Source organism: Lacinutrix sp. 5H-3-7-4, assembly GCF_000211855.2.
Taxonomy (GTDB): domain Bacteria; phylum Bacteroidota; class Bacteroidia; order Flavobacteriales; family Flavobacteriaceae; genus Lacinutrix.
The window spans coordinates 1970431-1993727 of record NC_015638.1 but is presented as its reverse complement, the minus strand read 5'-3'; the positions used below and the strand labels follow the sequence as shown (position 1 = coordinate 1993727).

Sequence of the window (23297 nt, the reverse complement as noted above, 5' to 3'; positions counted from 1 at the left end):
CAAAAAAAAAAAAAAACAACGCTCTAAGTATTAGTTTTAGGACGTTTTTTATTTTTTATAATTAAGTTAAAAACTAATGCTAATAATATTAAGCTTATACCTACAATACTCCAAAATGTATATTTTTCGCTTAACCATATTACTCCTATTAGCATGGTGAATATTACTTCTAAATATTTTAATGGCGCTATTTGGTTTGTTTCGCCTAACTGCATCGCTTTTGTCATGTACAATTGTGCAAAATAGCCAAAAAAGCCTAAACTTAACAACGTTAACCATTGTGAGCCTATTGGTGTTTTCCAGTTGCTAATTGACAATAAACCTCCAACTATTACAGATATTACCATAAAATAATTTACTACTATTACTGGATGGTCTTTATCTCCTATTTTTCTAATACTTATGTAAACTAAACCTGCGAATATTGCTGAAATTAAAGCATATAATATACCTTGCGTTTGCAAGTTATTACCTATTCCTTTTAAAATTATAACACCTATAAAGGCTAAAACAAATAAAAACCATTGCATTATTTTTATTTTTTCTTTTAAAAAAAAGACTGCAAATATTGCTGCAAAAACCGGTGCTATGTAACGTATTGATACTGCCGTTCCTGTTGCTATGTGTTTTAAGGATAAAAAGAAAAGCGTCATTGATATTAAACCAAAAACGCTACGAAATATTAGGATTTTTTTTTGATTTCCTAATATGGGAATTTTATTTTTTATGATAAATGGAATCGTAAAAAACAAGGAGCCTAATGATCTAAAAAAAACTATTTGATATACACTAAAATCGCCTAAAGATTTTACAAATACATTTAAAAATGTAAATGCTATAGCACTTAGAACCATATATAGTATTGCTTTTTTAAGCATATTAAAATCTTTACTTTTTAAAATTTATGCTATGTTTTTTAATAATGTATTAAAACTATGTATACAGTATTTTTCAAGTTGCTCTTTAGATTGATGCTCTGTTATTTGAATAAACTCCAATGGGTAATTATTATTTGAGATTTTAGGCTTGTTTTTAGATAATAATATTACACCATCTACACTACCATCACTACTAATTTTAATGCACTCCTTTTCTTTTTCGGGAGATTCAAAAGATTGATACAACACTATTTTATAACCATTATTATAAGCTAGTTTTTCTAAATTAAATAAAAACCAGCTATAAAAATTTGTATTAACCTGTGGCACTATGACTGCTACTGCTTGAGTTCTTTTTTTTCTTAAACCTATAGCATAGGTATTTGGAATATAATTATGCTCTTTTGCAATACTATGTATTAACTGCTTAGTTTTCTCGCTAATATCTAGCTTATTATTTATTGCTTTGGAAACTGTAGATACAGAAAAACCTGATATACGAGATAATTCTTTTAATGTAATTTTAGTTTCCAATTTCTTTTTAAGATTTAAGTGTTTCTATAATAGCTATTGAAGATTTTGTAAGGGTTTCTATTTTACTTAAATCGTAATTACCTTGAGTATCTTTTACAATAAGCTTTGATCCCATGCCTACACATGTTGCTCCAGCATTAAACCAACTTTCTAAATTTTCTTTTGTTGGCGAAACACCTCCTGTAGGCATAATCGTGGTCCATGGTTGTGGTCCTTTTATTGCTTTAATAAAATTTGGCCCATATATTCCTCCTGGAAATAGTTTTACAATTTCACAGCCTAACTCTTCGGCTTTTGCTATTTCTGTTAGAGAACCGCATCCTGGTGACCACAATACTTTTCTTCTATTACAAACTATTGCTATATCTTCTCTAAAAACTGGAGTTACAATAAAATTAGCACCTAAAGCCATATAATTTGATGCTGATGCTGCGTCTGTTATAGAGCCAACGCCTAATATCATTCCTGGTAAATTTTCTATTGAAAACTTAACAAGTTTGGCAAAAACATCTTGAGCAAAATCTCCTCGTGCTGTAAACTCTATAAGTCTAGCACCTGCATTGTAAAGTGTTTGTGCTATAGTTTTACAAGTTTCAAAATTACTATCATAAAATAAAGGCACTAAACCTGTTTTACGCATTACTTCTACTACTTCTATTCTTGAATATTGTGCCATTCTATTTTTTTATCTTGAAACTTTACCTGAAGAATCTCCATTAAGTAATTTTTCAATTTCATTTAGTGTAATTAAATTATAATCTCCAGAAACAGTATGTTTTAAACAACATGCTGCTACTGCTATATTTAATGCTCTTTGTTTATTATTAACATCGTTTACAAGCCCGTAGATTAATCCTCCCATAAATGCATCTCCACTACCTACTCTATCTACAACTGGTGTTACTTCTTTAATATCTGCATTATAAATACTTTTACCATCATACAAAATCCCACCAATACGCTGGTGTGAGGCGCTTACAGAATATCTTAAAGTTGTTGCTACTGTTTTTAAATTAGGACATAACTTAAAAAGTTGATCATACAAAACAGGTAAGGATGTTTCGTTTTGATAGTTAGGGTTTACTTTATCTTTACCTAACATAAAGAATGCGGTATCTATATCTCCTAAAATAATGTTACTATACTTTAAAAGTTCTGGCATTACTTCATTTGGTTCTTTACCATACTGCCACAGTTTTGATCTATAATTTAAATCTGAAGAAATAGTAACTCCTAATTTATGAGCCACTTTTAAAGCTTCTAAACATTCTTGGGCAGCAGACTCTGAAATTGCTGGTGTAATACCACTCCAATGAAACCATGTTGCATCTTTAAATACAGATTCCCAATCTATTGAACCTCTTTCTATAGTTGCCATAGAACTATTTGCTCTATCGTAAACTATATTACTTCCTCTGGTTCCTGCTCCTGTTTCTAAAAAATAAATTCCTAATCTATCTCCACCGTAAACTACATTTTTAGATTCTATATTGAATTTACGCATTTCTTTTAATGCACAAGCTCCAATTTCGTTTTCTGGTAGTCTAGTAACAAACTCTGCAGGAATACCATAGTTAGCTAGAGATACTGCTACATTAAATTCTCCGCCACCGTAAGTAGCTGCAAATTTTTTGGCTTGTGAAAATCTTAAATGACGCTCTGTTGAAAGTCTTAGCATAATCTCACCGAAAGTGACAATTTTATTCATTTTTTGAGTTTAATTACTATTCAATATTATATAAAAGCCAAATAGTTTTATTATCTATTTATTCTTTTATAATTTAAAAGAATAGCTTTTAAAATAAAACTATTTGACTTACTAATTTTTTATTTTTTATATACCTAAAGCTTGACCACCACCAATCTGGATTGTCTCTGCTGTAATAAAAGAGGCGTCTTTACTTGCTAAAAAAGAAACTACTCCAGCAACATCTTCTGGTTGACCTAGTCTTCCTAACATAATATTATTTGCCCACGAAGCAAAAACCTCTGGTTTTGTTGCTTTAATTTGAGCATGGAAAGGCGTGTCTATAGTTCCTGGAGAGACTGCATTTGCTCTTATTCCATATTCTGCTAAATCTTTTGCTAGCGCTCTAGTTATTGCATGTACTCCAGCTTTTGATGTACCATAAATTCCTGCTCCTGGTCCACCAGCAGTCCAACCTGCATTAGAGGTATAATTAATTATTGAAGGATGTTCTCCTTTTTTTAGAAAAGGTATAGCCGCTCTTGAAGCAAAAAATACTGAATCCAAGTTTAAAGCCATTACATTTCTATAGAAGTCTGTAGTCATCTCTTCGAAACGAGATCTACCACCTAATCCACCTGCATTGTTTACAAGTACATCTATTCTTCCATATTTTTCTCCAATTTGAGTAATGTTTGAGGTAACTTGGTCTTCTTTTGTTACATCAAAACCAAGATACTCTGCAGTAATGCCTTGAGATGTTAACTCTTTTAATCTTTCTGCTCCAGATTCGTCATCTATACCGTTTAATATAACAGTATAACCATCTTGACCTAATCTTTTTGCTACTTCAAACCCAATACCTCCTGTAGCTCCCGTTACCACAGCTACTTTTCCTTTATTTTCACTCATTTTTAATTGTTTTTACTTGTTTTAAAATTCAATTTATTTTTTCTAGATTTAAATTTTTCTTAATTGTATGTATTATTCTCTAGGCTTTAAAGGCTCGATTTTAGGACATAAAATCCAAACAGCTAGTAATGCTATTGCTGCCAATGCTCCACCTATTAAAAATGCGTAAGAATAATTACCTCCCATAGTTAACATTGGAACTAATATTGTAAGCCCAAAAGCTCCTAGTTTTGCAGCTGTTCCAGAAAAACCAGATAAAGTACCTACTATTTTACCACTATACATATCACTTGGTAATGTTTGTACATTTCCAATTGCTGTTTGAAAACCAAATAGTAATACTGCCATAATAATTACTGCTGTCATTACAGTTCCTGGGTCTCTTAATAGAATGAAACATGGAATCATAATTACACAACCTAATGTAATTACCATTTTACGTGTTTTATCTACTGACCATCCTGAACTTAATCTATTTTGGGCTAAAAGGCCTCCAAACCAAGCGCCTAACATAGCACCTACATAAGGTACCCAAGCTGAAAATGCAATTTCTTTTACATTTAATCCAAAAACTTCGTTAAGATATATTGGTATCCAAACTATAAATAACCACCAAATTGGGTCTATAGCTGCTGAGGCAATTATAACACCCCAACTTTCTTTACGCTTTAAAAGTTCTCCAGTACTTGGAGCATAACCATCATCATAGTTTCCGTCTTCATCTAAATCTTGATTTTTTTGGCCTGATAAAATATATTTTTTCTCTTCATCAGATAACCAAGGATGTTTTTTTGGTGATGCTTTAACTATGTAAAACCATGGTAGCAACCATAAAAACCCTATTAAACCTACACAAATAAATATGCCTTGCCATGATAGATAAGCCGAAAGAAGACCAATAATTGGATAAGCTACGATTCCTCCAACAGCTGCACCAGAATTAAACAAACCTTGTGCGAAAGCCCTTTCTTTAGTAGGAAACCACTCTGCATTTGCTTTTGCTGCTCCTGGCCAATTTCCTGCTTCTGCAATACCTAATATTGATCTGAATATTGAGAAACTAATCATTCCTTTTGCAAAGGCATGAACCATAGTTGCTATAGACCAAATACCAATAGATAATGCAAAACCTATTCTAGTTCCAACCCAATCGAATATTTTTCCAAATATTGTTTGACCGGCAGCATATGATAAAATAAATACAGCGGAAATAGTACCATAAATTGCTTTTGTATCATCTGGTCCCATTCCTGGAAATAACTCTTTTGCAATATCTGGCCAAAGCGCTCCAAACGCTTGCCTATCTATATAATTTATAACTGCAGCTAAAGCTACTAAACCTACAACCCACCATCTTAATCCTTTAAATTTCATGTATTTATTATATAAATTTATTGTTTTTACTAAACGTTATAGCAATACTTATATAGTTCGCTAAAATGTTCTTTCATTTTTTGTTTTGCTAATTTTGGATTTTGAAGTTTTATGGCTTCAAAAATGGCTTCATGTTCTTTTATTCCTAATTGAGCTAAGCCTTTATCACAAACATGATATGTTTCAAAATTTGTAATTATCTCTGGCGTAATCATTAACATTAGCGTGTTTATTGTACTATTTCTACTGGCTTTTGATATTGCTAGGTGAAATAATAAATCTTCTTGTACTGCATCTTCACCTGCAATAACCTTTTGAGTATAAGCCTCTAAGGCTTCTTTCATTTTTATTAAATCTTCATCAGTTCTTCTTAAAGCAGCTAACCTCACTGTTTTTAATTCTAATAATATTCTTGTTTCTACTAAAGATTTAAAATCTGGGTCTTCTAAGCCTAAGATATCATCAATCATCCCGTTCATCGCAATTACTCCAATGTTTGCTACAAATGTTCCGCTTTGCGGAATAGATTTTAATATGCCATAAAACTCTAATTTTTGAATGGCTTCACGTATATTACTTCTAGATACTTCTAACTTTTCTGAAAGTACACGTTCTGCAGGTAACTTATCTCCTGGCTCAAGATTTTTATTATTTATTAAATCTCTAATTCCAGATATTATAAGGTTTTGCGTGTTTACTTTTTCTCTATTTGTTAATATCTCTAATTTCATTTTCTCTGCTTTTTAAATAAAAATTACCAAATTCAAAAATACTTCATTATTGCTAAAACATTAAGTTAAACTTTTAGGCCTTTTTTAGACCTATAAAGTTTAACTGTTAGGTGCCTAACAGACTAATTATAATGCTAATGTTCCACCTCTAACTCGTAATATCTAACTTTAGCAAACGCACCTTCATCTCTTGTTTGGAAATAATTTCCTGCTTTGAAATAATTTTCAAATACTCCCCATTTTTTTATATGAATATTTTCATAAACTTTATATTCATTATTATTTAAAATAATTACCATTTTACCGTCTGACACTTGTACTTCAAGTTTAAATTTTTTAAATCCAACTTTTTGTTTAAAATTAAAACCTTCATCGTCTCCCCAAGCTTCTTCGTGAAGTAAAGCTTTTCCTGTTGCATTTGGATTTTTAAGTACTTTAGTTTTAACTCTAATTTTACCTTTATCCCAATATATTTTTAATATTGGAGGTGCATTATTGTCATCTTCTCCTATTAAATCTCTTTGCTCATTTGTTAATCTACCATGTATTTGCATGATAATTATGCGATGATATTTTCCTTCTTTATCTTTTGTCACCTCATCTACAGCTAACTTTCCTTTTAATTTTCCACCTTGTTTAAAGGTCCAGTTTACATTGTTTTCTCCAGACACCATTTGCTCTCGCAGTTCTGATCTTGAATACTTTGTATTTGTTGTAGTTGCCTTACTAGGGAATGCATGGAATACTATTGCTCCTTTAGTCGAATCATTATACATATAAGGCATTAAATCTTTATTTGTAGCATAGTTAAAAATTTCTGGTGGTGAAACTTCTAATGGTTTTTTACCATCACCAGCTGGAGTTGTAACTTTCCAATGCGTTAGGTCTATATCTGGTAATTTTATTTTTTTCTTTTTCTTCTTTTTTTTATTTTTTTTCTTTTTTTTAATTTCTGTTTTATCTGATTCTTTAGAGTTTTCAGATTGGGCATTAATACTAAAGACTGAAGCAAATACTAATAATGTTAGTAGGTATTTAAGTTTTATAAGCATATGATTCAGTCTTTAATTTATTTTTTAATTAGCGGTTAAAGAAAAAGTGTCTACACGAGCTTCTTCTCCTTGATTTGTTATTAATATTGATACAGTATCATTTGCTCCTGTATTAAACGGAATATTTACTTGTACGTAATCACTTGCACTTGTTTGATCTGTACCTTCAAAATCTTCGATTGTAGCAGTTAATGCTGCATCTAAATCTGTATATCCTCCACCAGCGAGAACAGATACTGTAATAGATCCTGGGTTACTAGTTTTTAAAGTATAGTAATATGTTAAAGTGTAATCTGTATTTGGAGAGATTACTAATTCTTGATATCCAATACGATCTCCTGCTGAAGGGAATTTAGCAGCTTGAGAACCACTATGAACTGGACTTGATGTAATTTGAATTACACCTCCTAAATCTGAATTTCTCCAAGAATCTCTACCATCACCAGTACCATCTGGTAAGCTTAAATCTTCAAAACTTGCTTCTAAAATATCTGGTAATAAAGCCATTGGCTCTTCTGGCTCGATAACTTCTATAGTTTCAGTAAATGTACTTGTTACTCCTAAATCATCTGAAGCAGTTAAGGTTACTGTATACATTCCTTCTCCAGGATATGTGTTTACTGGATCTACTTCTGTTGATTGGTTTCCGTCACCAAAATCCCATGTGTAAGATGTGGCACTTACAGAACCATTTGCAAAAGTGTACACTTTCCATGTTTCATCTCCACCAGTTCCTTGTGAAAAAGAGAAACTTGCTGTTGGTGGTGTTGCATCTTCTATTGAATTAGCATCAGCTGGTTGAAACTTTTCTAAATCTTCGCAAGCATAAAATGTAACAGCAAAGACTATTGCAACTACAGTTTTAAAGCTATTTTTAAATTTATTTTTCATTTTATTTATTTTTTTATTAGTAACCTGGGTTTTGTGATAAAGCACCGTTACTTAAGTTAATTTCTCTTTGTGGTATAGGTAATAATAAATCTGAAGCTGTAAAACTACCTCCATTAGCACTTGAGAATGCAGAAAGTACTGTTTGCGCTTCACCAAAACGAATTAAATCGAATAAACGATGATTTTCGAAAGCTAATTCTACTCTTCTTTCATCCATTAATTCCTGTTTAGTTATTGTTCCATCACTATCTCCAGATAAGCCTGCTCTTAATCTTACTTCTTCAAAAGAATCTAAAGCTGCCTGAGCTGACGTACTGTTTCCTCCTGCCATGATTGCTTCTACGTGTAGTAATAAAACATCTGCATAACGTAATACAATCCAATCGTTTCCTGCTTTTGTAGGATCGCTTGATGTAGGTGCGATACCTAAGGAATCATCTCCATCTGGAATATATTTTACTACTTGAAATTGTGTTGGTTGATCTGTATCTACACGGTAAGAAAATGGAGTTCTATCACCTCCTAACATATCTAAAGCGTCTCTTACATCTTGTGTTGTATAATTCACTCCACTTGTACGCCCAACTGCGTTTAACCATTCAGCAGAAAAGTTTTGACTATCTACTCCATCTGGCGCATAACCTATAGCAAAAATAATTTCGCTATTTAATTCGTTAAAAAACACATCTTTAAAGTTTGGCTCTAAAGAATAACCACTCATCATTACTTCTTCACATAAAAGTTGTGCTTGTAAGTAATTAGTGCCTTGTGTTAAATATACTTTTGCTAGTAGTGTTTGAGCTGCTGCTTTAGATGCTCTAGTTTTATAAGTATTATCTAAACCATCTACTGCTGTTTCTAAGTCGCTTACAATTAACTCGTAAATACTCGATGGGTCTACACGTGTAAAAGAGATTTCTGTCTCTGCAGAAGAAATTACTCTGTCTACTAATGGAATTGCTCCATATAATCTTACTAGGTTGAAGTATGCGTATGCTCTAACAAATTTAGCTTCGGCTTCTATACTATCTCTATTTTCTGATGATGCAACGTCTAAATTTTCTAAAACTATATTTGCTCTAAAAATTACGTTATAATAACTTCTATAATAATCTTCTACAATACCATTTGTAGCTGTTATTGAGTAGTTTTCAAACTGTGCTGCTTCACCTTCACTACTTTTAGTTCTTGTGTTATCGCTTCGCATTTCAGTTAAGTAGAACTCTTGTTGCAATGCATGATAATCGTTTGAACTTGTAGAGTTAATTCCTTGTATACCATCATACATGTTTATTACTCCTGTTAGTAGCTCTTCTTCACTGGTATAATAAATTTCGGCATTAACTAACGTTTCTAATTGTGGTGATAAATAATCTTCTTCACAAGAGGAAACTGAAATTCCTAATATAAACAAGAACATTATTTTTATTGTTTTCATAATATTTTTCATTTTAGTTGTTGTTTATTAAAATTCTATATTTAATCCAAAAGTTACTGTTTGTTGAATAGGAGAGCCTGCTCTTTGGTAACCATAAGTTGTTGGACTTGTATCGTTAATTGATTCTGGGTTAAAACCAGTATAATCGCTTGCTGTGAAATACAATAAATTAGTTCCTGAAAGGTATAGTCTTGCTTTAGACATTTTTAATTTTTCGGCTAACTCATTAGGAATTGAAAATCCTAAATTCACGTTACGTAATGTTACATACGATGCATCTTGAATAATATCGTTTGTAAAAATCTTTTCTTTTATAAATTCTTGATTTGGAGTTGTTGCAGGATCAAAATCCTGAGAACTGTTAAAGTGATTAAACAGGTATTGATCTCCCATATTTCTAATTTCGGCACCATGACTTCCTTGAAACATGAAACTTAAATCAAACTGTCCTAATTTAAAGTCGTTTGTAATACTCCATACTAAGTCTGGATAAGGATCTCCTAAAATTGTTTTATCATCATCATCAATTACACCATCTCCATTTAAATCTTTAACATATACATCCTGAGCTTCACCTCCGACTGGGTGGTAAGGGTTATTAATATACTCTAAAGGTATATCTCTATCTACTACCCAACCGTAGTATGAAGAAATTGGATTACCTACTAAATTAATCCACTCTGCTGCTCGTTTAGAATCTACATTTTGAATTTGCCCATTAGAATCTCCATAACTAATTAGCTCATTTTTATTTTGAGACGCTAACATTGTAGTACTCCATCTAAACTTTTCTTTACTAATATTTCTTGTTCTTAATTCTACTTCAAAACCACTGTTTTGTACTTCTCCTATATTTACTAATCCACTAGAAAAACCTGTTGTACTTGATACTGGATTATCTATTAATAATTGATCACTTCTTCTATTATAATAATCGAAAGAACCAGAAATAGCGTTATTAAATAACCCAAAATCTAAACCTGGATTTATTTCTATTGAGCGCTCCCACTGTAAGTCTGGATTGGCAAGGTTTAATGAATTGAATCCTTGCACTAAAGTTCCATCTATTACTGCTGTTGAAGGCTCTAGTAATGATAAGTAAGGAAAACTGTTAATTTGATCATCTCCTACATCAAAAAATGGATTACCAGCAGTACCATAACTCATTCTAACTTTAAGGTTATTTACTACATCACTATCATTTAAAAACTCTTCATTACTTACTATCCAACCTGCTGAAGCTGCTGGGAAATAACCATACTTTGAATTTTCTCCAAATGCTGAGTATCCATCTGCTCTCATACTTACAGATACTAAATATTTATTATCGTAAGCATAATTAACTCTTCCTAAATAAGATATTAAACGTCTTGGAAACTCATAAGATTCACCAATAACGGTTGTTGGGTCTGCTGCGCTTATTGTTTGTACTAAATCTGATGTATAACCAGCTCCTTGAATACTTTCAAAAGTATTATCCCATTTTTCTGCAGAGAAACCAGCAATTGCACTTAAATCATGATTACCAAAAGATTTATCGAATGATAAAATATTATCTGTTACTATGTGTATTTGGTTTTCAGTTGATAAATCTAATTGTGCTGCACTTGCTCCATTTCTGTTAGATTGTACACCTTGCCAACGATCTCTTTTTGTGTTTTGATAATCTCCTGATAAAGAGGTTTTAAAGCTAAAAGCATCAGAGATATCATATTTAGCATAGAAACTTCCAAATAATTTAAATTTATAATCGTTTCTATCACGCTCTAAAACTTTTGCTGCTGGATTTGTATTAGATGTATTACTAATATCTGTTCCTCCAGATTCTACTGGCATCATTGTATTTAAATCGAAATCATCAAACATACGTTGTGTAGCATAATCTCCTATTTGAACATCTGCATACGCACCATTATCACGTAATCTATTTACAAACTGAATATTGTTTTCGTCTATATATAATGGCAACCATGGTGTTTGACGTAAAATATCATGGGTTGAACCATCAAAACGTTGTCTATTAGTATAACTTGGAGACACATTTAAACCTACAGAAAATTTATCGTTAAGCTTAGTATCTACTTTCGCTCTAATTGCATACTTTTTATAATCGTCTGTTAATAATACACCTTCATCGTGCACATAATTTAAAGATGTACTAAATTTAGTATTTTGACTTCCACCTCTTGCAGAGAATGAATGACTGTTAATAGTACCACCATCAAAAATTACATCTTGCCAATCTCTATCTACACCTATTAACTGCTTAACTCTTGTTCTGTCTGACAAAGCTCCTGTTGCTGCTAATTCTGCTGCTGCCGTTTCTGCTACAGTAAAATAGTAATCGTCACTTTGTCTTGCTTCTTTAAAACCTGTAAAAGCATTATAAGTAAATCTTGTTTTTCCTTCTTTACCACTTTTAGTAGTAATTAAAATAACTCCATTTGCTCCTCTTGCTCCATAAATAGCTGTTGAAGAAGCATCTTTTAAAACTTCAAAAGAAGACACCTCATTCATATCTAATGACCCTAAAAAATCATCATCTACAACAACTCCATCAACAACAATAGTTGGTGAAGATTTACCTGTTATAGAACCAACACCACGCACACGTATAGTTGGAGCAGAACCAGCTTCTCCTTCTGTAGCCGCAACTGTTACACCAGAAACCTGACCTACAAGTGCTTCATCTACCCTTGGTACTGCGATTTGATCTAAATCTTCGTTTACAACTTTTGAGATTGCCGTAGTTAGTTGACTTTTCTTTTGAGTACCATAACCAATTACAACAACTTCATCTAATTTATTAGCATCTTCTGCTAATGTGACGTCTATTGTAGTATTTGTTGTAACAGGAATTAGCTGTGTTACATAGCCAACATAAGTAAACTGAAGCACATCACCTTCTTTAGCAGCTATCTCATAATCACCATCAAAATCTGTACTCGTTCCGTTATTGGTTCCTGCAACAATAACATTTACACCTGGTAAAGGCATATTGTCTTCTGCAGATATTACTTGACCTTTTAAGGTTAAGCTTTCTTGTGCAAATGCAGAGACACAAATTAATAGCATTAAAACAAATGCCGACTTAGCTTTCAAATTCATAATTAATCTTTAAGTTTTAAGTTAGTTAATAATTGATTATTAAAACACAATTACTACAATAGAACCATTTGTTTATTATCTTTGCAATAATGTGTTATGACACATAATACTTCCGCTATAGAAGTTTAAATTAGGATAGGCTGCAACCTATCCTTTTTTTTACCAAAAAAAATTGGTAAACCAAATTGGTTATCCAAATTGGTTTACCAAATATATATAAATATTTGTTAATTACAACGTTTTCGTAAGTATATTATGTTAAAACCACATCTATTAGTGTTAAAAAAATTAATATCTGTGATTTGAGAGTGTATTTTACTACAAACTTATAAAGCATTCATTTTCATTTGTTGTAAATATTACAACTATTCTTTATCACTAAAATAAGATGGTCCATCTCCTGTTAAAAAATCTTCTCTTACTGGACTAAATGTATCTATTAATTGTCCTTCCTCTAGACAAACTGCACTATGTAGCAAATTTGGTTCAATGTAAACACCATCTCCAGCTTCTACAATTTGCTTTACACCATCAATTTCAAATTCGAACTTACCTGATACACAATAAGTAGCTTGCGTATGAAAATGTTGATGTGGTGCACCTAATGCTCCTTTTTCAAATTTTACACTTACCATCATAATTTGGTTGTCATAACCTAAAAACTTTCTAGAAACTCCTCCACCAAGTTTTTCCCATTCCATGTCTTTTGCTACAATGTACTTTTCGCTAAATCTTTTCATTTTAATTATTTTTTAAATTATTGTTTTGATATTCTTTGCTACGCTCTTAATACCATTTATTTTATTTGAAATAATAAGAACCTGACCATTCATAGTTCTTACCGTTAATTGTTATGCTATGTTTTGTGTTTTCTGAAGTATTTATATTTATCGTAATAAATACCTTTACATTACCTTTTATATTAGTAATTTCAATTGCTGTATAATCTTCCGAATCTAAAACAGTTTTGATTGATTTAATACTGCTTTTAGAGTTTACTGCAGACTCTGACACTGGACTATAACTTCCGTGAGATTCTATTATAGAAACAAAGGTTCTGTTTTTAGCGTTTTTAGTTCTTAACATTAAAGCTGGATCTCGACGTAAATTAAAGTCAGGATCGTTTGCACCTATTCTAGTAAATAGCAATTCGTCTCTCGTATTTGTTATAGTCGTTAAGGTGTAAAACTTATTATTATTGAACCATGATAACTTAGTGTTTTCTTCTGATGCTTTTCCTGAGCCTTCTAAATATAAATGCTGATATCCATTTTTAGCACCTAATGGCTTCAATGTTTCAGGTGAATTATATTCAAAATTTGTTTGTAATACTTGCCCAAAATAATAAAAAGGAAAATCGTATTGATTCGCTGTCGCGGAAGTAACTTTCATGATATCAAGCACGTATGGCTTTTCAAAATCTTCGTCTTTAATAATAGCCATTGTGCGAAGCATTGTGGTTCTTGGATACGCATTTTTTTCAATTGCACTTACTACTTGTACCATTTCATTTTCTGAAGAAAAATAATTTAAATCGGAATGATGTAAACTTCCTATATCGTATTTACCATTAAAATGAGACGTTTCATTTTGGGTCACTGTATTATGTGCAATGGTTTGTTTTGCCCAAGTTTTGTTTTCCTTTAGGTAATTTCCACCTCCTTTTTGTTCGATATTTACAAAACGTGATAATCCATAATCTTGAATGATTTCTTCTCCATTTTCATAAAAGGAATACGATAATTTATCATAATGTCCATGACTAGAACCTTGTGCTGCATATTTAAAAACCAGCTCTAAATTCTCATTTCTTAAAATACCAACACCACCTTGTTTTCCTTCCGGACCATCAGATAAGTTGATAGATCTTTTAGTGAACGGTTTTTCTTTTCCATTTTTAATGCCAAGCGCAACTGCCAAACCAGAATCGTCTAACAAGACTTTATCTTGTTCTTTGGCAATTGACAATAAACCAGGATCTTGCTCTCCAAAATGATAAGATACATCTACTGCAGTTACTAGAGCATTTGTGTAATACGACATTCCTTTTTGACCATCGTTTAATGGAAAAAATTCGCCATCGGCATCACTTAAATTTAATAATGCATTTATAGATTTTAGAAGTACGCCTTCTTTATATTCAAAAATTTTAAGTTCAGGTTTTACGTTGTGTAATCCTTCTGCAAAAACTAAAAATGGATACATTGCGTAACGTTGATAATATGGTCCTTCATTATAATATCCATCTGGTGAAAAAGGCTCTTCTATATTTGCTAAAAAACCTGCTTTTCCGTCTTTATTTAAAAAGCCACCATCGTCATCTTTTTTATTAGCATCTAATTTTAAATCTTTAATTCCGTATAACGCTCGATTGATTAATTCTTCGTCATCCATAACTAAACCAATCATTCCCACTGCTGCATTTCCCCAAGTACTGTGATTGTGTACACGTTGGTAAAATTGCGGACTATCTACAGAAATGTGATCTGCAAATGGTCTAAATAAATTTGTTTCTAGCTTGTTTCGTTCTTCTTCCGTTAAGTAATTATAGATACAATCGTAGGCTTGACTTACATAGACTAACCAATTGGAGTCGTTTAAACACTGCCAAAATAATTTTCCTCTTGCGTAAGATCTTGTTTTTGGATGTAAAGGCAAGGTTTTATACAACGCTTCATACTCCATTAACATGTCTTTTACATACTTGGCATATTTTTCGTCGTCTAAAATTTGATATAACAAACCAGCTTTTTGAAGAATAAACCAGTTTTTTTTATGTACAACATGTGTGTAACCACCAGAATAATCTTTAGGAATTGGCACATCGATTCCTGATTTAATTTCAGCATCAACTTCTTTTTTTACTGCTTCTAAAGATTTATCGAAAATAGGAATAGTTCCTAATTGTGCTCTAATATCTTTTACACCTTGAGCAGTTAAAATAAGTTTAGGATGTTGCTCTGTTGTTACTACTTCAGAAGTATTATCTTTAGTAGTATTATTTTCATTTTTACATGAAAACAGTATTGTAATTAATACAAGCAACACTAATTTTATTGAGTTGTTTCTTATTTCTTTCATCTTTATTGTTTTGGTGCTGTTGCTTCTCCTACAGTTGCAGTTTTAAACCAAACTTCGGCATAACTTCCGTTTTCGTATTGTTTAGCAATATCACCACCATAAATTTCAGATTTTGTCGATTTATAGTTTGCTTGGTTATAGGCACCTTGTTTAAAGTAATTAATTTCGCCTGCATAGGCAGTATCTCTTTCAATACCTCCACCTTTTTCTCTATTCGCATATACGCGTTTCACTTGTTCTGGAACAGCTTCTCTTGTTGCAAATTCTGATTTTATCAAACTTTTAATAAACGTTACCGTTTCGTGACCTTCACTTTTAAAAGTTAAATACATGATGCCTTTAAAGACGTTTACCTCGTAACTAAATTCTTCATTTAAAGCAATACCATTTTCTGGTTCTTCAGGATAAGTGGTTGCATCTTTACCAACTACAGAAAAATCGTGTCCCCAAACTGCTGTAGAATAATCGAATCTTCCAATATTATCTCCTTCTGTATTAATTTCATAATTCCAAAATACAGAACCTTTTGTGTGACCTGGAAATTTCTTGTAATAGATTTTTAAAGGTTCGTTTTCATGCCCTTCGTCACTATGAATTTGCCCAACAACAACCGAATATGACGAGGCTGCTGTAGCATCTCCCGTAGTTGATACATGCTTAACTTTTAAAGTACCTGTCAGTTTTCCGCCTTCTTCCGGAATCCAATGTTTTTTTTCACCTAACTCTGTTCTTGTATTGCTAGAAGTTCTAGAAGTTATACCAGAGTTTGGTGTTTTATAAACTACCCAATCTGTATTATTTTCAGTTTCTACATAGAAAAAATCATCTTTTTGAAAACCTACTAAATCGTCAACATAGGTACCATCTCCTAAAAGGATTTTCCATTTATCCATAAACGGAATAACATCGCTTGGTGCTTTTTTAATAGTATTTGTAGTTGAAACAGCGCTAGATTCTTGTTTCTTTTTTGATTCGTTTTTACATGCAACAATTGTTAAAATTGCAACTATTATAAGAGGTAGTTTTTTCATGAGAAATATATAAGATTATAGCTATTGCGATTCTTCACTTTCGTTTAAATGGCATAAATTTAGATTCCTGCTTTCTCAGGAATTTGTTAATACATTAAGGTTTGCTTTAAGTTTTCTTCGGTTTTAATTTGACCAGAATTGATTAATGTATTGTTTGATTCTACATTGTTTTTTGCTCCCCAAAGAATTGAAACAAATTGTACTTTATTATTTTTAAATGTATTATTATTGATGTTTACATTTATAATTCCTCTGTGATTAAGCAACATTCCATTCTTTTCTGCTGCACCACAATTTATAAACGTACTATTTGTTACCAATAAGTTTCCGCCAATTGTAGACTCATCATAACCTCCACGATAATAATCGATAACGTTTTGTTTTACGTTTGTAAATTCGCAATTATCAACAGTTAAATATTCAGTATTATAATCACCTCTATCGTTAGTTTCTTCGGATAATTCTAAACCGTTTTCACAATCTGAAATTGTTGTGTTTTTAAATGTAATTTCTTCAGAAAAAGATTGCTTGTACACTTTTAAAGCATAATTGAAATTGCTGATTTCAGAATCTAAAACTTCCAATCCAAAATGATTAGACATGCTCTTTTTTAAACTCGCGAATGCTTGCTGAGAACCTGTTCCTTTTAACTTGATGTTTTTTACTGTTAATTTTCCGTAAGGATGCAATTCGATAGCTGGTGTATTTGTTGCACCTGCATAAACAATTTCAGCATTTCCTTTAGATTGAATAGTGATTGATTTATTTACTATTAACGATTCTGAAATATTGTAAATACCTTCATTTAAGCTTAAAATATCTCCGCTTTCTGCTGCTTCAAGTTTACTAACCAATTCCGAAGCATTTGCAACAGTATGTGTTGTTGCTTCTTTTGCTTCTACTTCATTTGAAAACCAATCTGCTCCATATTTAGATTTATCTAACAACTCTAAATTTATGTCTCCAGCTTTTGAAATTGCTCCTATGGTATTCGATTTTTCTCTAGAATTTCCTAATAAATCATTCGTAATTGTTTCGAAATCGTAGCCTTTATACACTTCTACATCATCGAATCCTGAAGTTGGTACAGATAAGTTTGAACCAATATCTGTTAAGGTTAAATCTTTAGTAATTAAACTATGACTGTTTTTAACTTCTACTCCGTTATTATCGATAATATTACTTGCAAATGTTACGCCATCGGCTTTATCGTGTTCAATAATTGGGTTTGGATCACCTTCAGAATTATAGATAATATTATTTACAACTTCGGTTCTTAAAGGTCTTGCAGATCTAATTTCCGACTTTGGTAAAACATCCGCTTGCGCAATATTTGTACCTACACCAAATTGCCAAGGCGAGCTAGAATCTACAAACGTATTATACGCAACTACAACATCTGTAACTTGATTATAACGGTTTAATGGGGATTTCGGAATTCCATTCATAATAGCAATCGGACTTCTAAAATTCTTACCTTTTATTTTGTAAAATAGGTTGTTGATTACCCAATGACCTGTATTGATGATTCTAATGCCACCATATTGATCGTTTACGCCATCTCCAATAAAATAATTTCCGTCAATAGTAACGTAGTTTCCGTGACGTGTAACCACAGAACCTTCACTTTTATAAAACACATTGTTTTTAATGATGTTGAAATTGGTTTTACTTGAAATGATTTCTACTTCACCATTACACTCTTCAAATAAATTATTTGCAATTAATGTATTACTAGGACTCATTGATGTAAAACTACTACCTAACTGAATCGTTTCGCCTCTTGCACCACCTTTTCTTGGTCTTGGACCAAAGTGATTGTTGATGATTTTATGATAGTTTCTAATACTTTGATTTCCTTTTAAATCGACTCTTAAGGTTGGACCACCATTTGTTTTACCAGCAAGATAAGAGTTACTAAATTCGTTATGTTTACCATATAACTGCACCCAAAGGTTATCTTGATCGCGCTCTAAATTATTATAATCTAAAATTACACAGTTAGTAACTTTAGAGTGATTGGCAACTTCTTTTTCACTTGTTCTAAACGCGATAACGTTTGTTTTTGGCGAATGTCCGTTTCTAAAAAATAATCCGCTTACTTCTATGTAATTTCCACTAATTTCTAAACTTGAAGTACCTTCTATAAAAACTTTTCCAGGCGTTTCTGCTTTTAATGTAATTGGATTGCTTTCGGTTCCTTCACCAATAAGTTTGATTTCAACATCTTTGTAAGTTCCGTTAGCTAAAATAATATTATCTCCAGGTTCAACGCTAGAAATAGCATTTTGTAATTCGTCTACATTAGAAACTGTTATACCTGATACTGTTTTCTCCTTACAAGAAAAGAAATATAGCAGTAAGCTGCATATTAAAAAGTATTTTTTCATTTAAAAATTATTATTTTTTATTATTAATGAGTAACCTGTAAATTGTAATATTTTACGTAAGAAAAAGCATTAGAATTTGTTGAATTTAGATAATTACCTGCTTTAAAATAATTTTCAAAAGGCCATTTATCTAGACTTACATCTTGATAAACAAAAGCCTCGTTATTATTTAATTGTACCTCTACTCTAGCATCTGAAGCTGTTATTCTAAAAGAAAAACTTTCGAAACCAACATAGCCTAAATTTTCTTTAATATCATACCAAGTACTACTAGAAGTGTCTAACAAATCGTCTCCAGAAGTAGCTTCATCTGTAAGTGACTTTTTATGAGACCAGATATAGCCATCTTTCCAATATATTTTAATTAATGGCGGACCATTATTAGATGAAAAATTGTGTATATCCATATCTTCCTGAGATATAATACCATGAATTTGCATGACTATAACTCTATGGTACTCATCGGTTGAGTCTGTATTTTGTGAGATAGAATCTATTTTTAATTGACCAGTCATCTCTCCACCTTCTAATAAGGTCCAATTCTCTCTTGAGTTGCTAGGGTTAATAAGTTCTCTTAACTCAGTTCTAGAATAAGAACTGTTTGTGGTAGAAACACCTGAATAGGTATAGAAGACCAATGAACTATCTTCTATATCATCATACATAAAAGGTATAACAGGCTCTAAGGTTTGATAACCAAAATTAATTAATTGAGCCGGTTGATACTCGTCTGGACCACCATTACTATTTTCATCTACAGGAAGTGTAACTTTCCAATTTGAAAAATCTATTGGAGCATAAACAGGATTATCATCATCACCTGTTTCTTCTGAAGGTAAAATTGAAGTTTGAGAGCCTTCTGGCCTATTATTAACTTCATCATTACTAGAACAATTAACAAAAAACACTATTGAAAAAACAAGTAAATACTTATACATTTTATAAAAATTAACACCAAAATCATCTAAACAAATCAACTGGTTTACCAGATTGGTTTACCAAATATAATGATATTTAATAGCTCTCCAAATTTTTAACTAGTAAAGTTTAATGTTAAATTTTAGAGAATATAATAAAATCACAACGCTTAATATATCAATCTTTACAATTATCTTAACGTAGTCTAAATTGGTAATTATTTAAATTAGCATTTAAAATCCTTATATGAAATTAAAATTATTTATTATACCTTTTATTTGCATACTATTTTTTAATTGTGCTTCAAGAAAAATTAAAGACATTACATACCTAACTAATACAGAAAAAACAAATGACAATAAACCTACTCTAAACGTATTTGAACCAAAAAAAACAAATACAGACAAAAATGCTGTAGTTATTTTTGTTCATGGCGGTTATTGGAAAGATGGAGATAAAAAAACCTATGGATTTTTAGGGAGAAACTTTGCTAAAAATGATATTGTAACTGTTATTCCAGGATATACTTTAAGCCCAAATGCTAACTATGATTTAATGGCTAAGCAAATAGCCCGAGTAGTTGAATGGACAAAAAACAACATTGATAAATATAAAGGAGACCCAAACCAAATATATGTTATGGGACATAGTGCTGGAGGTCACTTAGTAGCACTAATAAGTACAAATCCTAAATATTTAAAAAACAAAAAAGATATTAAAGGTGTTATTTTAAACGATGCGGCAGGATTAGATATGAAAAGTTATTTAGAAGAAAATCCGCCAACTAGCAAATATCATTATGATGTAACTTGGACTAAAAATCCCAAAAACTGGAAAGACGCTTCACCAATTTATTTTATAAATGATGAAACGCCTCCTTTTTTAATTTATGTAGGATCTAAAACTTATCCTTCTATTATGACATCTAATACGGCTTTTGTTGAAGCTCTAAAACCTTATCAACCAAAATTAGAAAAAATTGTTTTAGACAAAAAACATGTACCTATGATGTCTCATTACTTTTTTCCTTGGGTAAAAAGGTATGATGAGATAGTAAATTTTATAAATAAAACTAAGATTTAACTTTTAAATCTAGAGTTTTAAATTGCCATTTAGAAAAACCTCCTTTTAAATCGTATATTTTTTTAAAACCTGCTTTTTGCATTTTCTCAGCACATTTAGCACTTCTACCGCCACGTTGGCAGTATAATATTACTGGTTTCTCTTTATCTAAACCAATAATATCTGTATCAAAAGTTGGTGAATTAAAGTCAATATTTTGAGATTTTTTAATATGTCCTTTATCGTATTCGTCTTTTGTTCTAACGTCTATTAATTGCACATTCTCTAATGAAAGAAGCGTGTCCATTTCTTCAACAGAAACAACAGTAACAGGATTGTTTTTTTTATCTTCACAGTTTAGTAAAGTAAAACCTAAAAATAAAGCAAGTACAATTATTTTAGTTTTCATATTATTATTAATTTAAATGTAATTATTGTGTTTTTTCGCCAGTCCATTCTTGAAAACCACCGACTAAGTTATAAGCATTTTCAAACCCTAATTGATTCATTATAGAACAAGCCTGTCCACTTCTTCCACCAGCTTTACAGTACACGTAATAATTTTTATTTTTATCTAAAGCTTCTAATTCGTAAATAAAAGCCTGGCCTTTAAAAATATTTATGTTTTTTGCGTTAGGAATATAGCCTTCTGCAACTTCTTCTTCTGTTCTAACATCTAAAATAAAAGCATTCTCGTCTGCTTCTAACTGTGCTTTCCATTGCTCTTGTGATAAATCTGCCATTTTCTTTTTTACACTTTTTTAGACTGCAAAGTTAATCAATTTAACGTTTTATTATGATATAGACGAAAAAAAACCTGAAGTGTTACACTTCAGGCTAAATAATATTTAGAAAAATTAATTAAACCTTTATAGTACAGCCTATAGCTTTTGTTTCTTTAACTTCAATTTCTTTTCCTTTTAATAATGCATTTACAGCATTTTCAACATACTTATTTTTCACTTTACTAGCATCTTGATAATTATCGTCAATCGCACCTATGTACTTTACAACATTTCCTTTTTTAGTTTTTTCTAAAACATAAATATGAGGTGTTTTTGTTGCGCCATATTGCGGGTAAATTTCTTGATCTTTATCAATTAAGTATGGAAAAGTAAATCCTTTTTCTCTTGCTCTTTTTTGCATTGCAGCTATATTATCTCCTGGCTTAACATCTATATTATTTGGCATAATTGCAATTACAGGATAACCCTTAGAAGCATACTTTTTATTTAAAGCTTCAATTCTATCCTCATAAGCTACAGCGTATGGACATGTATTGCATGTAAATGTTATTATAAACCCTTTAGCATCTTCAAAACTAGACATAGACACCATTTTTCCATCTATATTTTCTAATTTAAAATCTGTGGCTACATCTCCTACTTTGTAACCTTTATCAACTGTTGTAAATGCACTTGCAGCAATTACAAGTAACAATAAAGCACTCCATTTTTTTAATGATTTCATAATATATTTATTTTAAAAATTTATTAACTTCTTCTTCTAGCTCTTTATAAGTAAAAGAACGCTCATAAAACTTACTATCTTCACTATTATATATAATAGTTGCTGGTATTGCTCCTGACCAGTCTTTATCTATTTTAGGAATCCATGTGTTAGAATCGACATCGTTTAAAGCTACAACTTTAGATTGTAACCTGTGTTTTTTAATAAAAGGTTTTAAACGATTTTCATATTGGTTTGGAAAATCTAAACTCACTAGTAACACCTCAACGTTCTTAGACTTATATGTTTTATTCAAATCTTCAAAATAAGGTAATTCTTTTACACAAGGCGCACACCAAGTTGCCCAAAAATTAACAACATAAATTTTTCCATCGTTTTTTGTTAATAATGGTTCAAGCTCATTAAAATTATAAACTTCTAATACTACTGTGTAGTCGTCTGCCAATGCATCTTTCTTTTTCACATCAGATTTGCATCCAGAAAAAATTAAAACTATAATAATAAGGTAGGTTTTCATGGTATAAAAATAATAACAGAAAAGCATCCTCAATATTATTTAACAAATAATTACGTTAAAATTTATTTGTTAACATAATATAGATTTATATCTTTGACCTTTAATAAAATTATAAACGCTAGTGCGTTAAGAAAATGAACTCAATTTTAAATCATACTTGGTGGTGGACTTCTCGAAAAACGATTCGTGAATAAACTCCTACGTATATTTATTTTAAATATTA

At 31.1% G+C, this 23297-nt stretch carries 21 protein-coding genes; 1 reads left to right on the top strand and 20 read right to left on the bottom strand.

The features are described 5' to 3' along the window. Positions 1-23: 23 nt before the first annotated feature. From LACAL_RS08850 to LACAL_RS08775, 16 genes are all read right to left on the bottom strand, one after another. Complete coding sequence (locus LACAL_RS08850) at positions 24-878, bottom strand: DMT family transporter (RefSeq protein ID WP_013870387.1); 855 nt, start codon at positions 876-878, stop codon at positions 24-26. A gap of 24 nt (positions 879-902) precedes the next feature. Continuing rightward, entirely contained in the window at positions 903-1412 is a 510-nt protein-coding gene (locus LACAL_RS08845; protein WP_013870386.1) for a LacI family DNA-binding transcriptional regulator, read from the bottom strand. A 7-nt stretch (positions 1413-1419) separates the two neighbouring features. Then, positions 1420-2088, bottom strand: coding sequence for a bifunctional 4-hydroxy-2-oxoglutarate aldolase/2-dehydro-3-deoxy-phosphogluconate aldolase (locus LACAL_RS08840; RefSeq protein ID WP_013870385.1), 669 nt, complete (start codon positions 2086-2088; stop codon positions 1420-1422). Positions 2089-2097: 9 nt separating this feature from the next. Further along, entirely contained in the window at positions 2098-3120 is a 1023-nt protein-coding gene (locus tag LACAL_RS08835) for a sugar kinase (protein ID WP_013870384.1), read from the bottom strand. Between the two features lie 126 nt (positions 3121-3246). Further along, positions 3247-4011: an SDR family NAD(P)-dependent oxidoreductase gene (locus LACAL_RS08830; protein WP_013870383.1), complete on the bottom strand. Its 765-nt coding sequence runs from the start codon at positions 4009-4011 to the stop codon at positions 3247-3249. Between the two features lie 72 nt (positions 4012-4083). After that, positions 4084-5385 carry an MFS transporter gene (locus tag LACAL_RS08825; protein WP_013870382.1) on the bottom strand — a complete coding sequence of 434 codons (1302 nt, stop codon included), beginning with the start codon at positions 5383-5385 and terminating at the stop codon, positions 4084-4086. A gap of 29 nt (positions 5386-5414) precedes the next feature. Continuing rightward, on the bottom strand, positions 5415-6116 hold the full coding sequence (locus LACAL_RS08820; protein WP_013870381.1) for a FadR/GntR family transcriptional regulator: 702 nt from the start codon (positions 6114-6116) through the stop codon (positions 5415-5417). Between the two features lie 134 nt (positions 6117-6250). Then, positions 6251-7168 carry a polysaccharide lyase family 7 protein gene (locus tag LACAL_RS08815; RefSeq protein WP_013870380.1) on the bottom strand — a complete coding sequence of 306 codons (918 nt, stop codon included), beginning with the start codon at positions 7166-7168 and terminating at the stop codon, positions 6251-6253. Between the two features lie 24 nt (positions 7169-7192). Then, a complete protein-coding gene (locus LACAL_RS15595; RefSeq protein ID WP_013870379.1) occupies positions 7193-8059 on the bottom strand; it encodes a PKD domain-containing protein in 867 nt (288 codons plus the stop codon). A gap of 16 nt (positions 8060-8075) precedes the next feature. Next, positions 8076-9497 carry a RagB/SusD family nutrient uptake outer membrane protein gene (locus LACAL_RS08805; protein ID WP_041301863.1) on the bottom strand — a complete coding sequence of 474 codons (1422 nt, stop codon included), beginning with the start codon at positions 9495-9497 and terminating at the stop codon, positions 8076-8078. Between the two features lie 27 nt (positions 9498-9524). Next, the gene (locus LACAL_RS08800; RefSeq protein ID WP_013870377.1) at positions 9525-12605 is read right to left on the bottom strand and encodes a TonB-dependent receptor; all 3081 of its coding nucleotides are present in this window, start codon (positions 12603-12605) and stop codon (positions 9525-9527) included. Between the two features lie 365 nt (positions 12606-12970). Further along, positions 12971-13345 (bottom strand): cupin domain-containing protein, encoded by a 375-nt coding sequence (locus tag LACAL_RS08795; RefSeq protein ID WP_013870376.1) that lies wholly within the window; start codon positions 13343-13345, stop codon positions 12971-12973. A gap of 61 nt (positions 13346-13406) precedes the next feature. After that, positions 13407-15686 (bottom strand): alginate lyase family protein, encoded by a 2280-nt coding sequence (locus LACAL_RS08790; protein WP_013870375.1) that lies wholly within the window; start codon positions 15684-15686, stop codon positions 13407-13409. 2 nt (positions 15687-15688) lie between these two features. After that, a complete protein-coding gene (locus LACAL_RS08785; protein ID WP_013870374.1) occupies positions 15689-16717 on the bottom strand; it encodes a polysaccharide lyase family 7 protein in 1029 nt (342 codons plus the stop codon). An 86-nt stretch (positions 16718-16803) separates the two neighbouring features. Beyond that, entirely contained in the window at positions 16804-19107 is a 2304-nt protein-coding gene (locus LACAL_RS08780) for a chondroitinase-B domain-containing protein (RefSeq protein WP_013870373.1), read from the bottom strand. A gap of 23 nt (positions 19108-19130) precedes the next feature. Further along, a complete protein-coding gene (locus tag LACAL_RS08775; protein ID WP_049791486.1) occupies positions 19131-20045 on the bottom strand; it encodes a polysaccharide lyase family 7 protein in 915 nt (304 codons plus the stop codon). A gap of 226 nt (positions 20046-20271) precedes the next feature. On the opposite strand from LACAL_RS08775, the gene LACAL_RS08770 reads away from it, so the two are divergent. After that, positions 20272-21108, top strand: a complete 837-nt coding sequence (locus LACAL_RS08770; protein WP_013870371.1) for an alpha/beta hydrolase — start codon at positions 20272-20274, stop codon at positions 21106-21108. Here LACAL_RS08770 and LACAL_RS08765 read toward each other — a convergent pair. From LACAL_RS08765 to LACAL_RS08750, 4 genes are all read right to left on the bottom strand, one after another. Continuing rightward, on the bottom strand, positions 21098-21496 hold the full coding sequence (locus LACAL_RS08765) for a rhodanese-like domain-containing protein (RefSeq protein ID WP_013870370.1): 399 nt from the start codon (positions 21494-21496) through the stop codon (positions 21098-21100). The two genes, LACAL_RS08770 and LACAL_RS08765, sit on opposite strands and share 11 nt — an antisense overlap. A gap of 22 nt (positions 21497-21518) precedes the next feature. Continuing rightward, complete coding sequence (locus tag LACAL_RS08760; protein WP_013870369.1) at positions 21519-21830, bottom strand: rhodanese-like domain-containing protein; 312 nt, start codon at positions 21828-21830, stop codon at positions 21519-21521. Positions 21831-21948: 118 nt separating this feature from the next. Beyond that, positions 21949-22557, bottom strand: coding sequence for a thioredoxin family protein (locus LACAL_RS08755; protein ID WP_013870368.1), 609 nt, complete (start codon positions 22555-22557; stop codon positions 21949-21951). Between the two features lie 7 nt (positions 22558-22564). Continuing rightward, entirely contained in the window at positions 22565-23074 is a 510-nt protein-coding gene (locus LACAL_RS08750; protein WP_041301425.1) for a TlpA disulfide reductase family protein, read from the bottom strand. Between the last annotated feature and the right edge of the window lie 223 nt (positions 23075-23297).

Coding starts and splice junctions, on each gene's coding strand:
- LACAL_RS08775 (WP_049791486.1), bottom strand. CDS start 20,045: ATGTATAAGTATTTACTTGTTTTTTCAATAGTGTTTTTTGTTAATTGT.
- LACAL_RS08835 (WP_013870384.1), bottom strand. CDS start 3,120: ATGAATAAAATTGTCACTTTCGGTGAGATTATGCTAAGACTTTCAACA.
- LACAL_RS08765 (WP_013870370.1), bottom strand. CDS start 21,496: ATGAAAACTAAAATAATTGTACTTGCTTTATTTTTAGGTTTTACTTTA.
- LACAL_RS08800 (WP_013870377.1), bottom strand. CDS start 12,605: ATGAATTTGAAAGCTAAGTCGGCATTTGTTTTAATGCTATTAATTTGT.
- LACAL_RS08790 (WP_013870375.1), bottom strand. CDS start 15,686: ATGAAAGAAATAAGAAACAACTCAATAAAATTAGTGTTGCTTGTATTA.
- LACAL_RS15595 (WP_013870379.1), bottom strand. CDS start 8,059: ATGAAAAATAAATTTAAAAATAGCTTTAAAACTGTAGTTGCAATAGTC.
- LACAL_RS08825 (WP_013870382.1), bottom strand. CDS start 5,385: ATGAAATTTAAAGGATTAAGATGGTGGGTTGTAGGTTTAGTAGCTTTA.
- LACAL_RS08815 (WP_013870380.1), bottom strand. CDS start 7,168: ATGCTTATAAAACTTAAATACCTACTAACATTATTAGTATTTGCTTCA.
- LACAL_RS08830 (WP_013870383.1), bottom strand. CDS start 4,011: ATGAGTGAAAATAAAGGAAAAGTAGCTGTGGTAACGGGAGCTACAGGA.
- LACAL_RS08850 (WP_013870387.1), bottom strand. CDS start 878: ATGCTTAAAAAAGCAATACTATATATGGTTCTAAGTGCTATAGCATTT.
- LACAL_RS08755 (WP_013870368.1), bottom strand. CDS start 22,557: ATGAAATCATTAAAAAAATGGAGTGCTTTATTGTTACTTGTAATTGCT.
- LACAL_RS08820 (WP_013870381.1), bottom strand. CDS start 6,116: ATGAAATTAGAGATATTAACAAATAGAGAAAAAGTAAACACGCAAAAC.
- LACAL_RS08805 (WP_041301863.1), bottom strand. CDS start 9,497: ATGAAAACAATAAAAATAATGTTCTTGTTTATATTAGGAATTTCAGTT.
- LACAL_RS08785 (WP_013870374.1), bottom strand. CDS start 16,717: ATGAAAAAACTACCTCTTATAATAGTTGCAATTTTAACAATTGTTGCA.
- LACAL_RS08795 (WP_013870376.1), bottom strand. CDS start 13,345: ATGAAAAGATTTAGCGAAAAGTACATTGTAGCAAAAGACATGGAATGG.
- LACAL_RS08760 (WP_013870369.1), bottom strand. CDS start 21,830: ATGGCAGATTTATCACAAGAGCAATGGAAAGCACAGTTAGAAGCAGAC.
- LACAL_RS08750 (WP_041301425.1), bottom strand. CDS start 23,074: ATGAAAACCTACCTTATTATTATAGTTTTAATTTTTTCTGGATGCAAA.
- LACAL_RS08770 (WP_013870371.1), top strand. CDS start 20,272: ATGAAATTAAAATTATTTATTATACCTTTTATTTGCATACTATTTTTT.
- LACAL_RS08780 (WP_013870373.1), bottom strand. CDS start 19,107: ATGAAAAAATACTTTTTAATATGCAGCTTACTGCTATATTTCTTTTCT.
- LACAL_RS08840 (WP_013870385.1), bottom strand. CDS start 2,088: ATGGCACAATATTCAAGAATAGAAGTAGTAGAAGTAATGCGTAAAACA.